Source organism: Prauserella sediminis, from assembly GCF_014195435.1.
GTDB classification, from domain to species: Bacteria; Actinomycetota; Actinomycetes; order Mycobacteriales; family Pseudonocardiaceae; genus Prauserella; species Prauserella salsuginis.
Genome location: NZ_JACIBS010000001.1, coordinates 3,073,969 through 3,095,777, shown reverse-complemented (window position 1 = coordinate 3,095,777; position 21,809 = coordinate 3,073,969). Strand labels below are relative to the sequence as shown.

Below are 21,809 nucleotides of genomic sequence, written 5' to 3'. Positions count from 1 at the left end.
TAGCGGTGCACATTAGCCCGGTTCCGGCTCGGAGAACAGCCCCCGGTGCGGGGGACGTCGGACGGTGAACCACGGTCACGTTCCGAAACCGCGAACCGGCATGCAAGCCCTTGTCCGGACTCGATCGGAGCAACATCGGAGTGAACGACACCCGACCGCCGCACGACGAGCACATGAGCGCCTGGCGGACGGTGACGGGGCGGTTGCTCATACCGGGACAACGAACAGCCGGCCGCCACGGTTCCGACTCACCCGATCGCGCGGACCTTTGCGGTGAGCGGTACCGCCGGCCACGCACACCGGGTGCGCCGGGCCGCAGGAACCGGCCGCACCGAACCGGCCGTGCGAATCAGGCCGCCGTCAGGGTCAGCGCCGCACAGGGTTCGATTCCGGCCCGCCGTAGCGCGGTACGGCATGCGCCCAGGGTCGCCCCGGTGGTGACGACGTCGTCCAGCAACACCACCGGAACGCCGGGCGGCGGCGCTCCCGCCGCCGTGACCCGGAGCCTGCCCGCGAGGTTCGCCGTGCGCTGGGCACGGTCGAGCCCGACGGCGTCACGCGCCCCCACTGCGAGCCGGAGCGCCGGTGCGACCGCGGCTGGCAGGCCCGCCTCGCTCAGTACAGCCGCGCCCGCCCTCGCGAGGGCCAGCACGTGTGAACCGCCCCGGGCGCGGGCGGCGCTGGGCCGGGACGGCGCCGGGACCAGCCACCAGGTGCCTGCGGCGTCGGGCCTCGCCCCCGGCAGGTGCGGCACGGCTGCGGCGAGGGCGCTGCCCAGCGGGCGGGTCAGGCTTCGCCTGCCGCGTTCCTTGTGCGCCACGACGAGTGTCCTGGCGACGTCGGCGTGCCGCGCGAGCGCATACGTGGGCCCGCCCGACGCGCCCGAATCGTCGACGGCAACGGGCCGCGGGGCGCCGAACGCGGCGAGGCACGACCCGCAGCACGCCTGCCCCGGTGCATCACAGCCCGCACAGCTCTCCGGCAGCACCAGGTCCAGCAGCGCCGCGGCGCCCGCGGCCATCCCTCGTTTCGTCACGTCCGGCAGCATGCCGCTCTGGCCCGACATTTCCGGCGCCTGCGGGCCACCGCCGCGGCCCGTTCCTCGCCGGTTCCCGGGCGCAGCGGGTGAACGTCACCCGGGGTAGAACGGCACCGCCGACGCCGAACGCTGGTCGTGCGGACGCCAGACGTCGCCGAGGTCGCTCGCCGTCCACAGCCCCGTCGCGTCGGCGACGACCGTGGGCCGCCCCGGGGCGGCGGTGATGCCGCGCATCGGCGCGATGAGGTTCGAACTGTTGAACTGGTCGAGCCGCAGCCCGTCGACCGGCACGCGCACCACGGGACTCGACTCCGACTGGGTGGCGACCGCGAGGGCGTCCTGCCCCGTCCAGTCCAGTGCGACCGCGTCGTCGAGCTCATTGCCCTGGAGCACCCGCGGCGAACGCAACGACACCGACGCCCGGCTGTCGGCATCCCGCACGACCGCCGCGACGACGACCTTCCCGCCGATGACCATCGCGGCCCGCGTGCCGTCGCGCGACAACCGCAGCTCGTCGATGTCACCGATCGGGTTGATCTCGGCCGAGTTCACCGACTGCGTGACCCACCGGCCCTCGGCGTCGGTGACGACCTGCACCACCCGGTCACCGCCGGTGACGGTCCACACCTCGCGCGACTGTTCGCTGCGCGTGGTCGCAGGCACCCACGTCGGCCGGGTCATCGAGCGCGCATCGAGTTCGACGGCCTGTCCTCGCGAACCGTACGGCCCTATCCGCAGCCGCACCCCGCGGTCGGCCTGTTCGACGACGGCCAGCTGGTCCCCGCCGAGCGACTGGGCCGCGCTCTGCACCTGGGCGTTGCCCGACCCCGCGGGCCCCGGGATCGGAGCCCCGTTGCCCAGCGAGAAGACCTTGCCACCGGAGGTCATGAGACCGGGCAGGTCGGAGCTCGGCGTCGCCGCCGCCTGGTAGGACGGCAGCTCACCTGGTCGCCAGTCGCGGTGGTCCTCCACGAGCGGGCTGCCGTTCGACAGCAGCCTGACCCGGCTCGTCGTGACCGTCTGCAGCGACCGCACGAGCTGCGCCACGATGAGTTCCCGGTCGTGGTCGCTCTTGTCCTCGACCCCGGCGAGCGGTACGGCCAGCGCACCATCCCGCGTGGTCGTCACGTTCGTCTTGAGTGAAGCGGTGTCGCCCAGCGGGTTGCGGACCGCTCCGGTCAGCCCGTCCGACGGGCCGGCCAGCAACAGGTCCACCACCCGCGCAGGCAGCCCCGACTGCGGGCTGGCCACGACGTACCGAAGGTCGGGCACCAGCACGTTCGACTCCGGGGCGAAGAAGTACACCGGCACACGGAAGTAGGTCTCGTCGAAGTCCGAGACCGTGATCAGCACGCTCTGCGGCGGATCGATGATCCGCCACTCCCCGTTCTCCTTGCGCAGGCGCACGTTCTGCTCGACGGCGTCGTCGGCGGGGATGAACGAACTGTCGGCGGCCAGCCTGCCGACGTGCCCGCCGCGGACCGTGACCATTTGTTCGTCCGGCGGCGGCGAGGCCGTCGATCCGTCCGGGGGCGACGTCGTGGCCGTCGGGGCCTGCTCGTTGGGACCCGCCGGCCGGGGTGTGCTGCGCGGCGCGGCACCCTGATCGCCGTCCGGGCCGTCGCCGCCCGAGTCCTCGCCTGCCTCGTCACCGCCGCGCTCCTCGCGGCGTTCGCCGGGTTCCGCGTCGGGCCGGGTGGTGGCGGGTCCGCTCGACTCGTCTTCGGAGCCGAAGACGGTGCTGAACTCGTCCTCGATCACGGCGACGGACTGGTCGGGCTGCCACTGCTTCCGTGCCCGCTGCGACAGGTAGGCACGCGCGGCCGCGTAGTCGCTGGCCGGCTCGGCGCTCGCCTCCACGAACTCCCGCACGACCGACAACGGGTCCAGTCCGGGTGCCGGTTCCGGAACGGCCTCGGTCTGCTGCCCCCGCTGCTGCTGCGGCAGGGCCTCCGGCTGCGATTCGGCCGGGATCGCGGCGCAACCGCTCACCAGCAGGGCGGCCATGCCCAGTGCCGCCCACGGGCGCAGCCGGCGCGGACGCGCCCGAGCGCACGAGTCCTGAGTCGTCACACCGTCTCCCCTGGTCGCAGGTCGGTCCGGACGTCGCGGTCCCCTTCGGCATCGGCCGCGGGGCGGGCGTCCTCCGGCGGCAGGGGCAGCGGGTTCGCGGTGTACGCACCGCCGACCCTGCGAGGCAGGGTGAGGCGGAAACACGACCCGCGGTCGGGCTCACCCCACGCATCGAGTGTGCCACCGTGCAGGCGCGCATCCTCCTGGCTGATGGCCAACCCCAGGCCGGTGCCTCCGGTCCGCCGGTTCCGGGACGGGTCCGCACGCCAGAATCGGTTGAACACCAGCTCGGATTCCCCTGGACGCAGCCCGACGCCCTGGTCCCGGATCGTGATGGCCACGGCGCCCGGCCACTCCGCGGGCCCGAGGGACTCGGCGGCGTCCCCGCCTTCGCCGGCGGTGTCGTCCACGGCCTCGGCCGCTGCGGGAACCTCGGGTTCCGTCGCCGCGAGACGCAGCCGAACCGGCCTGCCCTCGCCGTGGTCGACGGCGTTGGCCAGCAGGTTCCGCAGGATCCGTTCGATACGCCGGGCGTCGACCTCCGCCTCGACCGGGCTGTCGGGCAGGTCGACCTCGATCGGACTGCCCATCGACTCGGCGAGCCCGCTCACCTGCTCGGCCGCGCGCTGCGCGATCGGCCGGACGTCGGTGAGTTCGGACGACAACTCCTCCACCCCGGCGTCCAGCCGGGAGATCTCCAACAGGTCGGCCAGCAGCTGCTCGAACCGGTCGAGTTCGTCGGTCAGCAGCTCGGTCGACCGCGCCAGCCCGGCGGGGAACTGTTCCCGCGAGGCGTGCAGCACGTCCGCGGCCATCCGCACCGTGGTCAGCGGGGTGCGCAGCTCGTGGGAGACGTCCGAGGTGAACCGACGTTGCAGCTCGCCGAACTCCTCGAGCTGCCGGATCTGCCGCTGGATACTCGCCGCCATCTCGTTGTAGGCGACGGCCAGCTTCGACAGATCGTCCTCGCCGATGACCTCGAGCCTGCGGTCCAGCTCCCCGTGCGCGAACTGTTCCGCCGCACCTGCGGCCCTGCGCACCGGCTGGACGACCTGCCGCACCACGATGTTGGTGATGCCCGCCAGCAGGGCGAGCAACGCGAAACTGCCCACGACCAGTGTGTTCTGCACCGTCGCGACCGTGTTCTGCTCCGAGGTGAGCGGGAACAGCAGGTAGACCTGGAGCGGGCGGGTCGTCGTCGTGATCGGCGCACCGATCGCGAGGTACGTCGTGCCGTCCGCGGTGTGGAACTCCTTGGCCGGCGTGTTGTTCTCGACGAACCCGCGCAGCCGGTCGGAGACCTTGTCGTAGGGCCCTGCGGAGATCGTGCGGCTCGCGGGGCGTTCCGGGTCGCCCGCGGCGAGCACGGGTTCGAACGTGCCTGCTGCCGAGCTGGACGCGTCCTGTGCAGCGACCGAGCTGGTCGTGATGCGGTTGACCGCGTTCGTGAGCCGCTCGCGCAGGGCGTCGTCCTGGCCCGCGTCCCCGACGAGTTCGCTCTCGACCGTGCGCACCACCGCGTCGAGCTGGGCGGTGGCTGCGTCCTCCTTGGTCGTCATGAGCCGGTCGGTGATCTGATTCTGCAGCACCATACCGAGCACGAACACGACCGCGGCCGACATCGCCAGCGTCGACACCGTGACCCTGAACTGCAGCGAATGCCGCCACAGCTCGCTGAACGCGGTGCTCTTACGCCGCCCGAACGCCGCGACGCGGCGGGCCAGCCCCAGCAGCAGCCCGCCGAGTCCGGTCAGGCGATCTCTCATGAGCCGATTATGGTGGGCCCGCCTTGTAGCCCACACCGCGCACGGTCAGCACGACCTCGGGGTGTTCCGGATCGCGCTCCACCTTCGACCGCAGCCGCTGCACGTGGACGTTGACCAGCCGGGTGTCCGCCGCGTGCCGGTAACCCCACACCTGCTCAAGCAACACCTCGCGGGTGAACACCTGCCTCGGCTTGCGCGCGAGCGCCACGAGCAGGTCGAACTCCAGTGGCGTGAGCGAGATGGGCTCGCCCTCCCTGGTCACCTGGTGACCGGGCACGTCGATGGCGAGGTCGCCGATGACGAGCGACTCGGCCGGTTCCCCGTCGTTGTGGCGCAGGCGGGCGCGCACGCGTGCGACGAGTTCCTTCGGCTTGAACGGCTTGACGACGTAGTCGTCGGCCCCGGATTCGAGGCCCAGCACGATGTCCACCGTGTCGCTCTTGGCCGTGAGCATGACGACCGGGACGCCCGATTCGGCGCGGATGGCCTTGCAGACGTCGATGCCGTTCATCCCGGGCAGCATGAGGTCGAGCAGCACCAGGTCGGGCTTCATCTCGCGGAACGCCGACAGCGCGCGGGAACCGTCGGACACGACCGCGGTCTCGAAGCCCTCACCGCGCAGCACGATGGTCAGCATCTCCGCGAGAGCGGGGTCGTCGTCGACGACCAGCACACGTGCCTTCATGTCGCCCATATTCGCACTGTGGTCCCCCGCGACTGCGGGAGACCCTGGTTCGGCGTGTCCGCAGCATCCGGCCACTGCTCCGACTGGCGTAACGACATGGCCCACGGGCCGCTGGACGGTTACTCGTGCGAGCGGCTGCGGCGGACTCGACAAGGTGATACCTCACATCTACCGCCGAAAGGGGCGATTCTCGTCGCTGTAGGAGTTACTGTTGCGTTATGCGGAACTCCGACGCTGCCCCTCCCGCCGCCCGGAACTCCGATGACTCTCCGTTGGGCGCCGCCGAACCGGTCCGGACCGGCCTCGGCCCCGAACCCGTCGCCGAACCGGACCAGCCCGAAGAGCCGAAGAGCCCGGTGCAGTCCGTCGACCGCGCGGTGAGCATCCTCGAGCATCTCGCCAAGGACGGCGAGGCCGGCATCACCGAGATCGCCGACGAACTGGGCGTGCACAAGTCCACCGCGTCGCGGCTCGTCTCCGCGCTGGAGATGCGCAACCTCGTCGAGCAGGTCAGCGACCGGGGCAAGTACCAGATCGGACTGGGGATCGTCCGGCTCGCGGGCGCCGCGACCAGCCGGATGGACCTGGCCAAGCTGGGCAACCAGACCTGCCAGGGCCTGGCCGACTCACTCGGCGAGACGGTCAACATCGCGGTCGCCGACGGCGGCATCGCGATCAACATCAGCCAGGCCGTCGGATCGGCGTCGATCACGGCACAGAACTGGACCGGCAGGCGCACACCGCTGCACGCGACGTCCAGCGGCAAGGTACTGCTGGCGTACATGCCGCCCGCGCAGCGCCGCGACATGCTGCGGGGCCGCCTCGAGGAGTACACACCCCGCACCACGACGGCGCCCGACGAGCTGACGGCCGAGCTCAGCCGGATCGCCGACGACGGGTACGCCGCCTGCTTCGAGGAGTTCGAACTCGGGCTGCACGCCGTGGCGGTACCGATCTACGGCGACGGCGGATCGGTGATCGCGGCGATGAGCGCCTCCGGGCCGTCGTATCGCCTTTCCCGGCAGCGCATCCGGCAGATCATCGGCCCGATGAGGGAGGCGGCGATGGAGCTGTCAGCCCAGCTCGGCCACTTCCCCACCTGACGCGCCCGTCACCAGTCCGGCCCTCGTCGCGACGTCACCGTGCACCACGACGGCGCGGCACCGAGCGCAAACGGCCGGTGCCTGCGCCCGCCGGCGACGGCTCGGCGGACCGAACCGTCGCCGTGGAACCGCGTCCCGGGGTCAACAGAACCCGGAGGGGACCTTCTCGCCCTCCCGCTGCACCCCGAACTCCGCAGGCTGGCACGTGGTTTCGAGTACCGACATCCACAGGTCACCGTCGGGATCGACCTGGTTCCGGCGGCTGGTCATCAGCGACAGCGGCACGTGCACGAAACGCCGCCGCCAGCGCGCGACGGCCACCTCGGTCCTGCCCGCCATCGCCGCGTGCGCCGCGGCGTGGGCCAGCCGCAGACAGTAGACGCTGTCGTAGGCGTTCGCGACGACGCTGCGGATGGCGTAGCTCGGGTCGATGTACCGCATCGTGGGGGCCAGGCCGACCGCGGTCAGGTGGTCGGTGATGCGCTCCTTGAGCAGATCGTCGATCTTGCCGAGCTTGACGTTTCCCGACGCGTCGGTCGCCTTGCCGTTCCGATGGGACAGGTCCGCGTCCTCGAGCAGGTCCTGGCCCGCCCCTTCGGCGAGCACGATGACGACGTAGCCCTTCTTCCGCACGTGCTGCTCGACATAGGCCAACAGCCCTTCTGGCCCGTCGAGCGCGAACGGGATCTCCGGGATCAGGACGATGTCGGCACCGTTGGCCGCCAACGCGGCGTAGGCGGCGATGAACCCGGAGTGCCGGCCCATCAGTTTCACGAGTCCGACACCGTTCGGACTGGCCGCGGCTTCGACCGAAACCGACGAGATGAAGTCCATCGCGCTGGCGAACGCGCTCTGGAACCCGAACGACTGATCCGTGAAAGGCAGGTCGTTGTCGATCGTCTTCGGCACGCCGATGACGGCGATGTCCAGTCCCCGCGCCTCGATCGCGTTGCTGAGGCACGTCGCGGCCCGCATACCTCCGTCGCCACCGATGACGAACAGGACGTCGACACCGTGTTCGACGAGGCTGTCGACCATCTCGTCGGGGTCCTGGTTACCGCGCGAACTGCCCAGGATGGTGCCGCCCGCGTTATGGATGTCGCGAACATGCTCCGGCGTCAGCTCGACCGTGTCGTCGCGGTGCTCGGACGTCAGGCCGCGCAGTCCGTTCCGGAACCCGAGAATCCGCTTCACCTTGTAGTGCACGGCGAGTTCCTGCACGAGCCCTCGGATGACGTTGTTGAGCCCCGGGCACAGTCCACCGCACGTGAGGATTCCGGCGGTGACCGACGACGGGTCGAAGTAGATCTTCTTGCGGGGACCCGCGGCTTCGAAACTCGGGACCTGTTCCGGAGGAACGTCGTGCCCGGCGAGCATGGACACGGTGTCCTCCAGCAGGACCCGATCGCCCTCCGCGACGTAGTGCGGAGAGGTCTGTTTCGTCGTGAGCATCTCGGAGAGCGGCGAATCGTAACGACACTCGCCGAGATGACGAACGCGGAGGTCGTCGAGATACAGCGTCACCGAAGCTCCCTGGTCGTCATCGAATATGGCGGGTTGCACGGCGAAGCCGATGCGGCCTAACCCGCGGCTTCGTCGAACGTCGTGTGGGCGATGCGGCGAATCTGGTTCCGCGAGATCAGGAGCGATTCGGCGGTCGCCGCGCCTTCGCGGGTCCGTGGCCGCCCGAGCAGGGTGCCCCCGCTGACGCCTGTGGCGACGAAGAAGGCGTCGCCGGCCACGAGCTCGTCGCAGCTGTAGATGCGGTCGAGCGACATTCCCGCCGCGCGGATGGCATCGGCCTCCTCGTCACGCTGGGGAGCCAGGCGACCCAGCATGCCCCCGCCCAACGCGCCGACCGCCGCGGCCGTCATGACACCTTCGGGGGTGCCGCCGACGCCGAGGAGCAGATCGACGTCGAGCGTCGGCAGGAGTACCGCCAGACTCCCTCCGACATCGCCTCCCGCCGGCGTTTGCACCGACGCACCGGCCTGCACCACACGTTCGATCAGTGTCTTGTGCCGCGGCTTGTCCATGATCATGACGCGAAGCTCACCGACCTGCTTGCCGAGAGCCTTCGCGACGTTGGCCAGCGTCTGCTCCGGCGGGTCGTCGAGATCGATGCTGTGTTTCGCCTCCGGCGGCACCACGATCTTGTCCATGTAGAACCCGGGCCCCGGCGACCACAGGGTGCCCCGCTCCCCGAACGCGATCGTGGCCAGCGCACCGGGAAGATCCTTCGCGCAGAACGAGGTTCCCTCGAGCGGATCGACGGCGATGTCGAACTCGGGGCCGAACCCGTTGCCCACTACCTCACCGTTGAACAGCATCGGGGCGTCGTCCTTCTCGCCCTCCCCGATCACGACGGTCCCCCGCCCGGGCGCGCCGGCCAACGCCTCCCGCATGGCCCTGGTGGCCGCGGCGTCGGCCGCATCCTGGTCGTACCGGCCGACCCACTCGTAGCTCGCGACCGCCGCACTCCGGGTCGCCTCCAGCGCCACGGACTCCAGCGCTCGAATATCGCCACGATTCACCGGGGTGATCTCATTCTGAGACTGCATCATGGTCTCCTGTTCCTGCGGGTAGAATCAGCACAGCGAGATCGCCCGAGCCGCACACCGTCCGAACGAATCGCACATGTCCGCTTTCGGAAAACGATGAATCGCGGCGAAATCGGCGATTATGCCCTCATTCGAGATTCGCGTGGAGGCGCCACAGTTCGCGCGCCTGCGTTCCGCTGGTCTGCCAGAGAGCGTGGAACAGCGCATCGGTGACCAGCAGCACCGACTGCTCGAACAGGCTGCCGCCGTACTGGACGGAGGCGTTCCCGTCGAAGTCCTGCTTGTCCGCCGCAGGCACCACGAGTACCTCGGTAGCGGCCCTGGCGAGCGCGGATTCCGGAGCCGTGGTCAGCGCGACCACCTCGGCGCCCTGCTCACGAGCGGTCTCAGCTGCCCGGACCACTCGCTTCGTCGACCCGGAACCCGAGGCCGCGACCAGGACGTCGCGCGCACCGATAGCCGGAGCGGTCGTCTCGCCGACGACGTGCGTGGCGAGCCCAAGGTGCATGAACCGCATCGCGGCCATCTGCAGAGCGAGTCCGCTCCGTCCGGTCCCGATGGTGAACACCGCCGGCGCCTCGAGCAACAGGGCACCGGCACGGATCCACGCCGCGGACTGCACCGCCGCGCTCACCCTGTCCACCTCACCGACGACAGCACGTGTCGCATCCGAGAAAAGAGTGTCATCAAGCTTCTTCGGCATCGACTTCGTCAACGGAATTTCCCTCCACTTTCGGAACCGGACAACATTCACCGGACACTTGCCTGGTATGGATTACGGGTCATCGGCAAGAACCGTCGTCCGGACGGCCAAGAAAGCCATAACAATGGTCTGCCACCGACTCGGCGGGCAGCAAGGTTCACGGCATTTACAACCATTATCGCGTGATTGGGATAACGAATACTGCCCGCGAGTCCCGCGACCGGGTCCGCCGGACCTCAGCTCGAGCGCGCCAACCGCATGCTGCGCCGTGCCGCCTCGACCACGGCCTCGGCCGTGATGCCGAACTCGCTGAACAATGTCTTGAAGTCGGCCGAAGCACCGAAGTGCTCCAACGAGACGACCTCGCCCGCGTCCCCGGCGAACCGGTGCCACGGCTGCGCGATTCCGGCCTCGACGACCACCCTGGCACGCACCGACGGAGGCAGAACCTGCTCCCGGTACGACCGGTCCTGGTGATCGAACCACTCCACGCACGGCATCGACACGACCCGCGTGGCCACCCCGTCGGCCTCAAGCACGTCCCTGGCTTCGACCGCCAGCTGGACCTCGGAGCCGGTGCCGACGAGCACCACGTCGGGACTGCCCGAGGACGCCTCGGCCAGTATGTAACCGCCGCGGGCGACCCCCTCGGCCGAGGTACCTTCCAGGGTCGGCACATTCTGCCGGGTCAGCGCCAGTCCGGCCGGCCCTCCGGTGTCCTCCAGCACGGCCTTCCAGGCATGCGCGGTCTCGTTCGCGTCAGCAGGCCGCACCATCGACAGGCCGGGGATGGCGCGCAGCGACGCCAGCTGTTCGACGGGCTGGTGGGTCGGGCCGTCCTCGCCGAGGCCGATCGAATCGTGCGTCCACACGTAGACGACAGGCAGCCGCATGAGCGCGGCCAGGCGAACCGCAGGGCGCATGTAGTCACTGAAGATCAGGAAAGTGCCGCCGTACGGACGGGTTCCGCCGTGCAGTGCGATGCCGTTGAGAATCGAACCCATCGCGTGCTCGCGGATGCCGAAGTGCAGGGTGCGGCCGTACGGCTGCGCCTTCCAGGCATTCGTGGAGATCTCTTCCGGGCCGAAGGAGTCCGCACCCTTGATCGTGGTGTTGTTGCTCTCGGCCAGATCCGCCGAACCGCCCCACAACTCCGGCAGCACGTCACCGAGCTTCGCCAGCACGGCGGCCGACGCCTTACGGGTGGCGACGCCCTGCTCGTCGGGCTCCCACACCGGCAGCTCGTCCGCCCACCCGGCGGGCAGCTCGCGGGAGCCGAGGCGGTCCAGCAGCGCCTTGCGCTCGGGATTGCTCCGTGCCCAGGCGTCGAACTCGAGCTGCCACTTCTCGTGGTCGGCCCTTCCCCGCTCGGCCACCGCACGGGTGTGGCGCAGCACGTCGTCGTCGACCTGGAAGCTCCGCTCCGGGTCGAAGCCGACCGTGCGCTTGAGCCCCGCCAGTTCCTCGCCGCCCAGGGCCGCACCGTGCGCCTTTCCGGAGTTCATCTTCGTCGGTGCTGGATAACCGATCACGGTGCGGAGCACGATCAGGGTCGGCCTGGAGGTCTCGCGCTCGGCCTGTTCGACTGCGTCCAGGAAGCCGGCCACGTCCTCGCCGCCGTGCACCGTGAGCACCTGCCAGCCGTAGGACTCGTAGCGCTTGGCGGTGTCCTCGGACAACGCGATGTGCGTGTCGTCCTCGATAGAGATCTCGTTGCTGTCGTAGATCACCGTGAGGTTGCCGAGCTGCTGGGTGCCTGCCAGCGACGAGGCCTCCGACGTGACGCCCTCCTCGATGTCGCCGTCGGAGGCGATCACGTAGATCTGATGGTCGAACACGCTCGTGCCCTGCTCGGCGTCGGGGTCGAACAGCCCGCGTTCACGGCGGGACGCCATGGCCATGCCGACCGCGTTGGCCAGTCCCTGGCCGAGCGGCCCGGTGGTGGTCTCGACGCCCGTGGTGTGCCCGTACTCGGGATGCCCCGGCGTGAGCGAGTCCCACGTGCGCAACGCCTTCAGGTCGTCGAGCTCGAGACCGTAGCCGGAGAGGAACAGCTGAATGTACAGGGTGAGACTCGAATGCCCGGCCGACAGCACGAACCGGTCCCTGCCGATCCACTCCGCATCGGCGGGGTCGTGCCGCATGACCCGCTGGAACAGCGCGTACGCGGCGGGCGCGAGACTCATCGCCGTGCCGGGGTGCCCGCTCCCGCACTGCTCGACGGCGTCCGCCGCCAGCACCCGAGCCGTCTCCACCGCGCGCTGGTCCAGCTCGGTCCAGTCGTCGGGGATCCGCTTGGTGGTCAAGCGAACAACCTCGTCAGCTGATTGGGTCACCCGGTGGTCCGAGACCGACTCGTTTGCTGCCATCGAAACGCACTCCTGTTGATTTCGGTTTTCCTTGACTGCCACAAACAGGCGGCAGGCGTGAACCCCGCCACGCGATCGTTTCCCGCGAATCTCGCCTCACCGATCGAGCGGAATGCCCACTCGCTTCCTCGTGAAACCGGCGGATCCATTTCACGATTCGGTCGCCACGAGACTTCCGGCGGATGGACGGTTCCACCCGCCGGAAGGCCGTGGATGTCGGGTTGTGGTGCCCGGGGGCACGTGGGTGTGGTGGGTCAGGCGTTGGCGCGCTTGCGGAGTTCGCGGGCGGCCGCGCCCGGGTCCGGGGCGTTGTAGATCGCCCCACCGGCCACCGCCACCGTGGCACCGGCCTCACGCACCGAACCGATCGTGTCCGGACCCACACCACCAGCGATCGAGAACGGCACCCCGGCCTCACGACCATCAGCCAACAACGTCTCGATCGAATACCCCGGCCGCGCCTGCTCGTCCAGACCCGCATGGATCTCCACGAACGACACCCCCATCTTGGCCACCTCACGGATCCGATCCACCCGGCCCTGCACCACCGTGATCATGTCCGCCACCACACTCTTGCCGTACTTGAGGCCCGCAGCCACCGCACCCCGCACCGTGTCGTCATCAGCCGTGCCCATCACCGTCACCAGATCCGCACCGGCCTCGAACGCCAACCCGGCCTCCAACTCACCCGCATCCGCAGTCTTCAAATCCGCGAACACCAACTTGTCCGGATGCGCCGCCTTCACCGCACTCACCGCACCGATACCCGCCGACTTCACCAACGGCGTACCCAACTCCAAAATGTCCACATGCTCAGACACCTGATACGCCAACGTCAACGCCGACGGCAAATCCACAACATCCAACGCCACCTGCAACCGCACAACAAACTCCTCACCGAAGAAACACAAAAACCGGACCCGCCAACAATCACCCACCACCCCGAAAAACAGCAACAACCAGCACATAAAAAACCCCAACCCCCCAATACACACAACCAATAACCACGCCCATGAAACACTGACTACCATCGAAACGTGGCTAATCATCCGTTGATCGCTCCATCCATTCTCTCCGCCGACTTCGCGCGGCTGGCCGACGAAGTGGCCGCCGTCCAAGGCCCCCCGGGCAGCGGGGCGGACTGGCTGCACGTCGATGTGATGGACGCGCATTTCGTGCCGAACCTGACCCTGGGACTTCCGGTCGTTAAGTCGCTGATGAAGAGCGCCGCCGTACCGCTGGACTGCCATCTGATGATCGAGAACCCGGACCGCTGGGCGATCGGTTACGCGGAATCAGGTGCTTACAACGTGACGGTCCACGTCGAGGCCGCGGACGATCCGGTCAAGCTGGCGCGGGATCTACGAGCCGCGGGTTCGAAAGCAGGGTTGGCGATCAAGCCGAACACCCCGCTGGAACCCTACGTCGACGTACTCAAGAGCTACGACACCCTGCTCGTGATGTCCGTCGAACCGGGTTTCGGCGGACAGAAGTTCATCGTCGACGTCCTCGACAAGGTGCGAACGGCACGAACGATGGTCGACACGGGGCATCTGAATCTCGTCGTGGAGATCGACGGCGGCATCAATGCCGACACGATCGAACAGGCGGCAGAGGCCGGTGTCGACTGCTTCGTGGCCGGTTCCGCCGTCTATGCGGCCGACGACCCGGCACGTGCCGTCGAGGGGCTGCGCAACCAGGTGCAGTCGCGGTCGTCACACAGTCGGCCCTAGTCCTCGTCCGGCCGGCGCCGGCTCCTACGGCGCCGGCGCACGCCTGCCTCTACGGGGCACCACCTCGGCCGGGGTTCCGCAGCACGTGCTGCGGAACCCCGGCCGAGATGTCTGCGGGGAGTGCCCGCTGTCACTCCCCGCCACCTCACACCCCGAGCATGCGCCGGAGATCCGGAGCGTGGCGCCGCGAGACGGGGACGAACTCGTGGGAACGCGCATCCGTGATGAGGAACAGTTCCCCCTTGATCCCACGCTCGAGCTCAGCCACTCGCCGGAGGTTGACCAGGAAGCGCCGATGGACGCGGCGGAACCCGTGGGGCGCCAGTGCTCGCTCGACATTGTCCAAGCCGCGCGTCGACGCCTGGATCCTCCCTCGCTCCGTAACGAGCCACACGATGTTGCGATCGGCCTCGGCGTAGCGGATCTCCGTCGGAGCGAGCAGCACCAGGCGGTCGTTGCGAATTCCGACCACGCGCTGCGGTATCGAGCCGGAGGCGGGTTCCGCCACACCCTCGTACGGTTCACCCTCCTGGATCCCGAAATAGCAAAGCATGCCGACGAGGCGGTCCGAATCGACGACGGGCCGGAAGGTCACCGGAGTTTCTTCTTCTTCCTCACCCACCGGCAGGCATGCATAGCCGCTCCACTCCGCCGGTTCACGTGCCCGCTCCTTTGCCCAACGGACCACATCGGACATTCCGGGGATGTCCGGGGTCCACCGTTGCGCCGGCTCGAGCGCGCCCGCCAGGACCGGACTCTCACTCGTCAACCCGAGCAGCGAGGCGGCGGATTCGTTGGCGGCGACCGCGTTGCCGCCGCGGTCCATCGCCATCACCGGAACACCGACCTCGCCGGACTTCTTGCTGAACTCCGACCACACCTTGTCGGTTTCAAACATGGCGCGCCGGTAGATCTCTTTCTCGACGCACTTCGCCGCTTTACTGAGCCACGACGGCGTCAGCGGCGAAAGCGACGCGTTCCAGCGCGAAATGTTGATCGACGCCACCGGTGCGGAGGTCACGACATCGCGAATGGAGATCCCTGCGCACGCCCAACTATGGAAGGCCTCGCACCAGTGTTCCGGGCCCGTCACGGTGACCGGACCGGCCACCTCGAGCGCGGTCCCCATGCCGTTCGTTCCGGTGCATTCTTCCGACCACGACGACCACGGGGCGAGGTTGTGCAACTCGGCCCTCCGCTGTGCGGCGGGGTCGCCCCACGATCCGAGGACGCGCCCATCACCGTCGGTCACGGTGACCACGGCGCCGTCCCGCTCCACTTCACTGCCTGCCAACGCGCCGAGGCCGCCGAGCGTCGTGAAAATGATGCTGTTGTCCAGTCGCTGAACGTCCTCGCATCGTGCGCCCGGTGCGACATCAAGGGATCGGTCGACCTCATACCGGTCCCGGCATCGATACCAGGACGCCAGGATCTCGGGCCGGACACCTGCTGCGACGTCTTCACCGGAGGCGAAGTTCTCCCAAGCACGAGCCACTTCCGCGGAGGAAGTGGCTTCAACAGAGTCAGCCGTTACGTGGTCGAGTTGGGGGCGCCGACTCGGTGCGATCGCCAGCGGTGGCAAGCCTCCAGCCATGATGACCTCCTTGTCATCCACCGCCGCGGACCACACAAAAAAGGGCCACGGCCCGTGACGGACGACACAGTCTAACGTCACCGAGTACGCAGCCTCAAGCACCGTGGAGTCCTTGCACTCTGTTGCGCGCTTCTGCATCAGTAGTTCGGGCGCGGCGATGGCGGTGTGTCCCACCACCGTCTCCTACGACCGGCCGGTCCAGTCGCGCTGTCGGCCGATCAGCCGAAACCGATTCACCGTTTGCTCGGCTGACACGCACGTTCGCTCCGGACGGCGGCCGAGATGCGGAGCACTACGGGACCGTGCCGGCTGCGTGCGGTGATGCCGGACAACCACCGCGCCGCACCCGTCGTTATCGCACCCCGGCTGCCAACTGCGGTTCCGTACCGCGAACCGTCCGTACGGGAACGTGCGCGAACCGCTGCCGAGCGAATGGCCACCGGTCAATGCCGCTTCACGACCGCTCGTTGGATGTACTCCCACAGTCATCCCAGTCTGCTTGCCCTCGAATCGAGCGCCCGTTTAGCTTGCGTCGCGGAGGCGACGTGGCCCTGCCTCGAACACGGAGCGGTACACGCACGATGACCGAGTGCTCGTGCCGCCGGGTCAGCAACAGACCAAAGGCGGTCTTCGATGACAGAAGTAGGCTGGCACGATCCGACATCTCCCAGCGCCGACAGCGCAACGGTTTACAGCGCGTGGGAGCGGTTCGTGCGGGGCGAGGACGATCTCCGCGGTGTCCGCCCCGAGATCGCGATCTCATGGCACCGGTGTCGGGACCAGCACGGGGTCGACCCGCACCTCACCGAAGCCCCGGTGGCAGTCGCGCAGGTCGACCACGCCCTCCAACACGATGTGGTGATCGCAGAACTCGGGTTCCGTGCCGCTTCACTGGCACACGAGGTCGGCAACGTCGGCGGGATCGTGACCATCACCGACGGTTCCGGCCGGGTGTTGGCCCAATGGGGTGATCAGACCACGCGCAACGTCGCGGCCGACGCCAATCTTGCGCCGTGGTTCTGCTGGGCGGAGGGCGCCACCGGGACGAACGGCATGGGTACGGCGCTGTTGTCCTACACCCCGGTGCTGATCCGTGGCGCCGAGCACTGGTGCGAGGCGTTCCACGACTGGACCTGCGGCGGGGTGGCGATCCGGGACGTGGTGACCAGGGAGCCGGTCGCGACGCTCAACATCTCCTGCTGGCGTAGTGAGCTTCCCGGCACCGCGGGAACCTGGCTCGGCAATGTCGCCAAGATGACGCAGCGCATTCTGCGGCAGCGCGCTCAGGGCGACGGCGCCGAACTGATCGCCGCCTACAGTCAAGCCAGATCCGGCTCGAGAGTGCCGCTTGCGGCCGTAGATCCCGCGGGCAAGGTCGTACTCGCCGATGACACGGCCGCGGTCCTCCTCGGCATTCCTGGCTCCACGCCGGCGTCCGATCCCGCGGTGCGGTGGAAGCCGGAACTGCCGGAATTCATCGGTGCCGCCCAGTACGCCGCCAAGCAGGCGACGCACAATCGCGGCTGGGTCGGCTCCACCCAGATCTTCACCCGGCTCGCCAACGAACCGACATCGGTCACCTTCCGGCCGGTCTTCCTGTCCGGCCATCTGGTCGGGAACCTCGTCTCGTTCGGCCTGTCCGACGGCGATCCATTGCCCCGAGCGGCGGACGACGGGGCGACACGAACACAGCCGCAGCGCGTGGTCGGCACGCGCGAGAACCGCATGGTGCTGCTGCGCCTTCCCGAAGTCTCGTTCGCACGGTCCGACGGCAGCGACGTGTGGCTGTCGACGGACCAGGGACGGTTGCGTGCCGCGGCACCTGGACTCGATAAACTCGAGACCGAGCTGAGCGGTGCCGGTTTCCTGCGGGTGCACCGTCAGTACGTGGTCAACCTCAGTCGGATCCGCGAGGTCGAGCGCCGGATCAAAGGCGAACTGTGCCTCGTCATGGACGACGAGGCCAACACGATGGTGCCCGTTTCCCGCCGGAACACCCCGGCGGTGCGCCAACTGCTGGAAATCTGACACATCCCTGGCCGGGCCTGGAAGGCGCCGGTTCATCTCCGCGCCCGTGCACCCACGATAGAGGAGAGTTCGAATGGCTTTTCCCGGACTGCAGCATATCGCGATCACCGTCAGCGACCTGGAGCGCAGCACGAAATGGTATTCGGCACTGTTCGGTGCGGACCCCGTCCTCGACGAGGATGAAGAGGGCGGCAGGTTCCACCATGCCGTCTACGCCCTCGACGGAGGAACCTTGCTCGGCCTGCACACTCACCAGGGACGGGAGTCCGGTGATCGCTTCGTGGAGGAACGCACGGGCCTCGATCACATCGCCTTCGGCGTCGGCTCGCATGCCGACCTGGAGCGGTGGGCACAGAAGTTGACCGAGTTGGGCATTGCGCACGACGGCATCAAGAAAGCGCATTACGGCAGCGGAGTCTCTTTCCGGGACCCGGACAACATCGCCTTGGAGTTCTTTGCCGCGCCCGAGGGCTGAGCCGTACTGACCGACCGCAAGTGAGGCCTCGAGTGCCGAGCACACGGAGTGGGTAGCGAAACCCGAAACGGGGTTTCGCTACCCCACAAGCATTTTCTTCAGCCCCGATACCGGTGCACGTCGCATACGCAATACGTCGGCCGATAAACGAGGCACCCGGGGTTGTCGACGCACGCGATACGACGGCCGCAACGCACCGGGTCGGTGCGACGGGCACGATCGCCTGGTGCGTGGACCTCCCCGCAGTGAAGGCGTCCCCCGACCACCTCGCCTCCGGGAACCGGGCGGCTGACTCCGGCGGTTTCCTGGCGGCGCACCGCCAGTACGTGGTCAACCTCAGCCGGATCCACGACATCGAGCACCGGATCAACGGCGAACTTCGCCTTGTCATGGACGACGAGGCCAACGGACGACACAGCGCTTCCGACGACACAGCGCAACGGACGACACAGCGCTCCGGACGACACAGCGAAACCCGGTGATCCGGCCGTAGCGGGGTCACCGGGTTCGAGCGCTCGTCAGCCTCGGAACTTGTGCACGTCGCACGCGCAGTACATGAGACCGCACCTGAAGCAGGCGGGCTTGCCGACGCATTGGATACAGGGACCGCACTGCACCGGCTCGTTGTGCCGAGCCAGATCGCCGGATTCGTAGGATTCTCCGCAGTAGGGGCACGGCAGTCGCTCGGTCCCGGCGCCCTGGGGTATCGACGACTGGTTCATCGGATCACCTGCTGTCGCTGTCGTTCGTTCCATGATCGAGGTTCGCCGGACGCTCCACTGCCGACGGCCGGCGGACGACCCACCGGTGCCGGCAGCACCACGGAGACTGCGCTGCCACGGCAAACCGGCACGGCCTCGCGCCATGCTGCCGACAAAGCGAAAGCACCCGCTCGGCGATCGAAACGCCACCGGGACGATTCGATCACCGAGCGGGTGAAAGGGCAACCGTCGGGCGGTCACCGCTGATCGTGCATCGCTGTCACTTCGAAGCCACGGTCACCTCGGTGACCGTCCGCGTCACAGCGAGAACGTGATCAGCGAGGCACCCTTGCCCTGACCGGACATGCCGGGGACGATGCCTTCGAGCCAGCCACCCCAGCCGACCGGCACCGTGATGTACTGCTTGCCATCAACGGTGTAGGTGCTCGGGCTGCTGTGGTGGCCGCTGCCGCACTGGAACTTCCAGAGTTCCTCACCGGTTTCGGCGTGCAGCGCCACGAACTCGCCTGTGGGCGTGCCCGCGAAGACGAGGTTGCCCGCCGTGCTCAACGTCGATGCGGCCATCGGCACGTTGAGCCGGTAACGCCACTTCTCCTCGCCGTGCGAGTCGAATGCGCTGACCGAACCAGCCATGTTGTCGACGTCGACCTCGACGGCGGCACCCCAGTAGGGCATGCCTTCCTTGAATTCGCGGCGACGTCGCGTAGCAGTGGCGCCCACGTCGGCGACCGGAACGTAGAACAGGTCGTGCTCCGGGTTGTACGACGCGTGAGTCCATTCCTTCGCACCGGCGGGGCCGGGGAAGAAGTGGCAGGGCTCGCCTTCCTTGTCCGGGTACTTGCGCGGCATGAACTTGCCGTCGCGCGTGATGGCACCCCAGTCGATCCGGTCCACGAACGGCGTCACGTGCTGCAGCTCGCCGTTGGTGCGGTCGAGGACGAACATGTACCCGTTCTTGTCGAAGTGGGCCAGCAGCTTCTTGCCGTCCCGCTCGAACAGGGTCATCTCCATGGTGGAGTCGTAGTCCCACAGATCGTGCGGCGTGAACTGGTAGTGCCACTTGATCTCGCCGGTGTCGACGTCCAGCGCGACCACGCTGTCACTGTAGAGGTTGTCGCCCGGCCGGACCTCGCCGTCGAAGTCCGGGGCCGGGTTACCGGTGCCCGCGTAGTAGAGGTTCAGTTCCGGGTCGAAGGTGCCCGTGACCCAGTGGTTCGCGCCGCCCCGCTGCCAGGCCTCGCCCTCTGCGGGCCAGGTCTCCGAACCGGGCTCGCCCGGCTTCGGCACGGTGTAGGTGCGCCAGCGCTGCTCACCCGTCTCCAGGTCCCAGCAGTCGATGTGGCCGCGAACGCCGAACTCACCGCCGGCCGAACCGGTGATGAGCGTGTCCTTGACGACCAGCGGTGCGAGCGAGGCACTCTCACCGGCACGCACGTCACCGATGGTCTTCTGCCACACCTTCTCGCCGGTGGTCGCGTCGAGCGCCAGCAGCTGGGCGTTCTGGGTGACCATGTAGACCTTGCCGTTGGCGACCGCGCAGCCGCGGTTGACGTTGGCGCAGCACAGCGTCACGTCGAAGGGCACCGCGTGCTTGTACCGCCACAGCTGCTCGCCGGTGACCGCGTCGAGGGCCCAGAGCAGACCGTCCCAGCCGGTGACGAACATGACGCCGTCGACGACCAGCGGGCAGGCCTCGAACGCGTAGGTCGACGTGGAGGCCATCATGCCGGTCGCGCTGGACTGATGGATCCACGCGACCTTCAGGTCCTTGACGTTCTCGACGTTGATCTGGTCGAGCAGGCTGTGACGCTTGCCGTCGTAGTCGCCGTAATAGGTGATCCAGTTGTGCGACTCGCTGCGCGCCTGGAGGATGCGGTCGTAATTGACACCGCGGGTCACGTCCGGAGCGACGTGCGGCATGCTGGAGAGCTGGCTGTGATTGATCGCCTCGCCGGCATCGACGTATTCGATGGTCATGATGGGTTCCTTACCTTTCAGGGGCGCGGCTGAGCGGGTCGGTCGAGCTTGGCTTCCGGCGGCACTTCGCCGCCCACGACGATGGCGGCGGTCAGGCCCCTGCCCTCGTCGTTACCGGCCGGCGAGCCGTACCAGTAGTAGCCGGGGCCGTCCAGCTCGAGCGTCGCGCGACCCTTCGAGTGGTTCAACAGACCGATGAACTTCCTGTCGCCGTTACTCGGCAGCAGGCAGGCGTGCGTGTTCTTGTCGTCGTTGATGATCGTCAGCTCGACGGTCCCCGCGTGCGGCAGTACCAACACCGACGGTTCCCACGCCAGAGCGTCTTCGGCGATCCGGATGGTCGCTTCCATCGTCCCGTCGGCCCGCTCGGTCGCCTTCGCGATCGAACCGGACCCGAGCACTGCACCGATGGTCGCCTTGTTCTGTCCGCCGATCTCGGCCAGGAGCGCCTCTCGGTCCTCGGCAATCGTCACCGGACTTCACCTCCTTGTGAGCATGGAATGACGTTGACTGACAGGTTTCGCGGAACATGCCAACTGGAGCGAAAGCACCGGGCTCACACGGAAACCCGCATATGCCCTCTTGCGCTGCGCGCCGCAGCAGAACCCGACGCCGCACCGCAATTACAGGTATCGCTCGCACTCGAATTTCGTTGCCGTGCCTGTAACGAGGTCGACGCTACACACGGGCACGTCTTTTCCATATCCCTTACCACCGACCGGCTCACTGCCGCCGTTCCCCGGCAAGGAGATACCGTTCGTGCGGACCGGCCCCGGCGGACGTCCGCACCGAGCGGGATTCGTTGTCACCGGCGCACCGTCCGACCCGCTCCGGACGTCACCAAGATGGACCACACACTCCGTGCAAGATGCACTGCGACACCACCACAAACCGAACTCGGTTGTGTCCACAATGGATAATCCACGAGCACAACCGCCCGGCGCGCCACACGAGGCGCGCCGGGCGGTTACGGGGAACGCG

The 21,809-nt window shown here is 68.1% G+C and carries 17 protein-coding genes; 5 read left to right on the top strand and 12 right to left on the bottom strand.

Translation table 11 applies throughout. The features are described from left to right. Positions 1-349 precede the first annotated feature (349 nt). The 4 genes from FB384_RS14075 to mtrA form a co-directional block, all read right to left on the bottom strand. On the bottom strand, positions 350-1,036 hold the full coding sequence (locus tag FB384_RS14075) for a ComF family protein (RefSeq protein WP_308216699.1): 687 nt from the start codon (positions 1,034-1,036) through the stop codon (positions 350-352). 96 nt (positions 1,037-1,132) lie between these two features. Next, positions 1,133-3,046 (bottom strand): LpqB family beta-propeller domain-containing protein, encoded by a 1,914-nt coding sequence (locus FB384_RS14070; RefSeq protein WP_183785532.1) that lies wholly within the window; start codon positions 3,044-3,046, stop codon positions 1,133-1,135. A gap of 62 nt (positions 3,047-3,108) precedes the next feature. Next, positions 3,109-4,878, bottom strand: coding sequence for a sensor histidine kinase (locus FB384_RS14065; RefSeq protein WP_183783345.1), 1,770 nt, complete (start codon positions 4,876-4,878; stop codon positions 3,109-3,111). 7 nt (positions 4,879-4,885) lie between these two features. Next, positions 4,886-5,563, bottom strand: coding sequence for an MtrAB system response regulator MtrA (mtrA, locus tag FB384_RS14060; protein ID WP_221213272.1), 678 nt, complete (start codon positions 5,561-5,563; stop codon positions 4,886-4,888). A 356-nt stretch (positions 5,564-5,919) separates the two neighbouring features. On the opposite strand from mtrA, the gene FB384_RS14055 reads away from it, so the two are divergent. Beyond that, on the top strand, positions 5,920-6,666 hold the full coding sequence (locus tag FB384_RS14055) for an IclR family transcriptional regulator (protein WP_258935589.1): 747 nt from the start codon (positions 5,920-5,922) through the stop codon (positions 6,664-6,666). Between the two features lie 141 nt (positions 6,667-6,807). On the opposite strand, the gene FB384_RS14050 is transcribed toward FB384_RS14055, so the two are convergent. The 5 genes from FB384_RS14050 to hxlA all read right to left on the bottom strand — a co-directional run bounded on the left by FB384_RS14050 (position 6,808) and on the right by hxlA (position 13,330). Next, positions 6,808-8,190, bottom strand: a complete 1,383-nt coding sequence (locus FB384_RS14050) for an ATP-dependent 6-phosphofructokinase (RefSeq protein WP_183783339.1) — start codon at positions 8,188-8,190, stop codon at positions 6,808-6,810. 56 nt (positions 8,191-8,246) lie between these two features. Further along, positions 8,247-9,227: a class II fructose-bisphosphatase gene (glpX, locus tag FB384_RS14045; RefSeq protein WP_183783337.1), complete on the bottom strand. Its 981-nt coding sequence runs from the start codon at positions 9,225-9,227 to the stop codon at positions 8,247-8,249. Between the two features lie 127 nt (positions 9,228-9,354). Continuing rightward, positions 9,355-9,930 (bottom strand): 6-phospho-3-hexuloisomerase, encoded by a 576-nt coding sequence (gene hxlB / locus FB384_RS14040; RefSeq protein ID WP_183785530.1) that lies wholly within the window; start codon positions 9,928-9,930, stop codon positions 9,355-9,357. 236 nt (positions 9,931-10,166) lie between these two features. After that, entirely contained in the window at positions 10,167-12,299 is a 2,133-nt protein-coding gene (gene tkt / locus FB384_RS14035) for a transketolase (RefSeq protein ID WP_183783335.1), read from the bottom strand. Between the two features lie 254 nt (positions 12,300-12,553). Then, complete coding sequence (hxlA, locus tag FB384_RS14030) at positions 12,554-13,330, bottom strand: 3-hexulose-6-phosphate synthase (RefSeq protein ID WP_228726023.1); 777 nt, start codon at positions 13,328-13,330, stop codon at positions 12,554-12,556. Between the two features lie 21 nt (positions 13,331-13,351). Here hxlA and rpe point away from each other — a divergent pair, with 21 nt between their 5' ends. After that, entirely contained in the window at positions 13,352-14,032 is a 681-nt protein-coding gene (gene rpe / locus FB384_RS14025; protein ID WP_183785528.1) for a ribulose-phosphate 3-epimerase, read from the top strand. A gap of 145 nt (positions 14,033-14,177) precedes the next feature. Here the strand turns inward: rpe and FB384_RS14020 are convergent, their stop codons facing one another. Continuing rightward, positions 14,178-15,764: a DNA-binding protein gene (locus FB384_RS14020; RefSeq protein ID WP_228726022.1), complete on the bottom strand. Its 1,587-nt coding sequence runs from the start codon at positions 15,762-15,764 to the stop codon at positions 14,178-14,180. Between the two features lie 495 nt (positions 15,765-16,259). Here FB384_RS14020 and FB384_RS14015 point away from each other — a divergent pair, with 495 nt between their 5' ends. The 3 genes from FB384_RS14015 to FB384_RS26505 all read left to right on the top strand — a co-directional run bounded on the left by FB384_RS14015 (position 16,260) and on the right by FB384_RS26505 (position 18,611). Continuing rightward, positions 16,260-17,654 carry a DNA-binding protein gene (locus FB384_RS14015; protein WP_183783333.1) on the top strand — a complete coding sequence of 465 codons (1,395 nt, stop codon included), beginning with the start codon at positions 16,260-16,262 and terminating at the stop codon, positions 17,652-17,654. Positions 17,655-17,727: 73 nt separating this feature from the next. Next, positions 17,728-18,129 carry a VOC family protein gene (locus tag FB384_RS14010; RefSeq protein WP_183783331.1) on the top strand — a complete coding sequence of 134 codons (402 nt, stop codon included), beginning with the start codon at positions 17,728-17,730 and terminating at the stop codon, positions 18,127-18,129. Positions 18,130-18,359: 230 nt separating this feature from the next. Next, entirely contained in the window at positions 18,360-18,611 is a 252-nt protein-coding gene (locus FB384_RS26505) for a LytTR family transcriptional regulator DNA-binding domain-containing protein (RefSeq protein WP_323985232.1), read from the top strand. 537 nt (positions 18,612-19,148) lie between these two features. Here the strand turns inward: FB384_RS26505 and FB384_RS14000 are convergent. Both FB384_RS14000 and FB384_RS13995 read right to left on the bottom strand, forming a co-directional pair. Further along, positions 19,149-20,828 (bottom strand): PQQ-dependent dehydrogenase, methanol/ethanol family, encoded by a 1,680-nt coding sequence (locus tag FB384_RS14000; protein ID WP_183783329.1) that lies wholly within the window; start codon positions 20,826-20,828, stop codon positions 19,149-19,151. A 17-nt stretch (positions 20,829-20,845) separates the two neighbouring features. After that, a complete protein-coding gene (locus tag FB384_RS13995) occupies positions 20,846-21,301 on the bottom strand; it encodes an MSMEG_3727 family PQQ-associated protein (RefSeq protein WP_183783328.1) in 456 nt (151 codons plus the stop codon). Between the last annotated feature and the right edge of the window lie 508 nt (positions 21,302-21,809).